Here is a 243-nt window from a genome sequence, read left to right as displayed (position 1 = left end):
GGCCTTCATCGTCCTTCGCTCCTCCCAGCCCGGGAATCGGTGCGAAAAACTCTAGCCAAAAATGGTCCAGTTTGCCGGCCTCAGATCAGCAGAAGGACGGACAGATGAAGCGAGCAAGGTTTTCGGACGCCCAGAAAGCGTTCATCCTGAAACAGGGCAGTGACGGGGTTGCGGTGGCGGAGATCTGCCGCAAGGCCGGGATCAGCCAGGCGACCTACTTCAACTGGAAGAAGAAATACGACG

1 protein-coding gene is annotated in these 243 nt (G+C 57.6%); it reads left to right on the top strand.

From position 1 onward, the window contains the following. Positions 1-104: 104 nt before the first annotated feature. The coding region (locus FNJ47_RS48475) for a transposase (protein WP_163163779.1) at positions 105-243 on the top strand (139 nt) is incomplete at its 3' end.

Origin of the sequence: Bradyrhizobium uaiense, assembly GCF_010811875.1 — a bacterium.
In the GTDB taxonomy this organism is placed as follows: domain Bacteria; phylum Pseudomonadota; class Alphaproteobacteria; order Rhizobiales; family Xanthobacteraceae; genus Bradyrhizobium; species Bradyrhizobium uaiense.
Note: the sequence above shows the minus strand (reverse complement) of the source record. Positions and strands in the feature narration are given on the sequence as shown.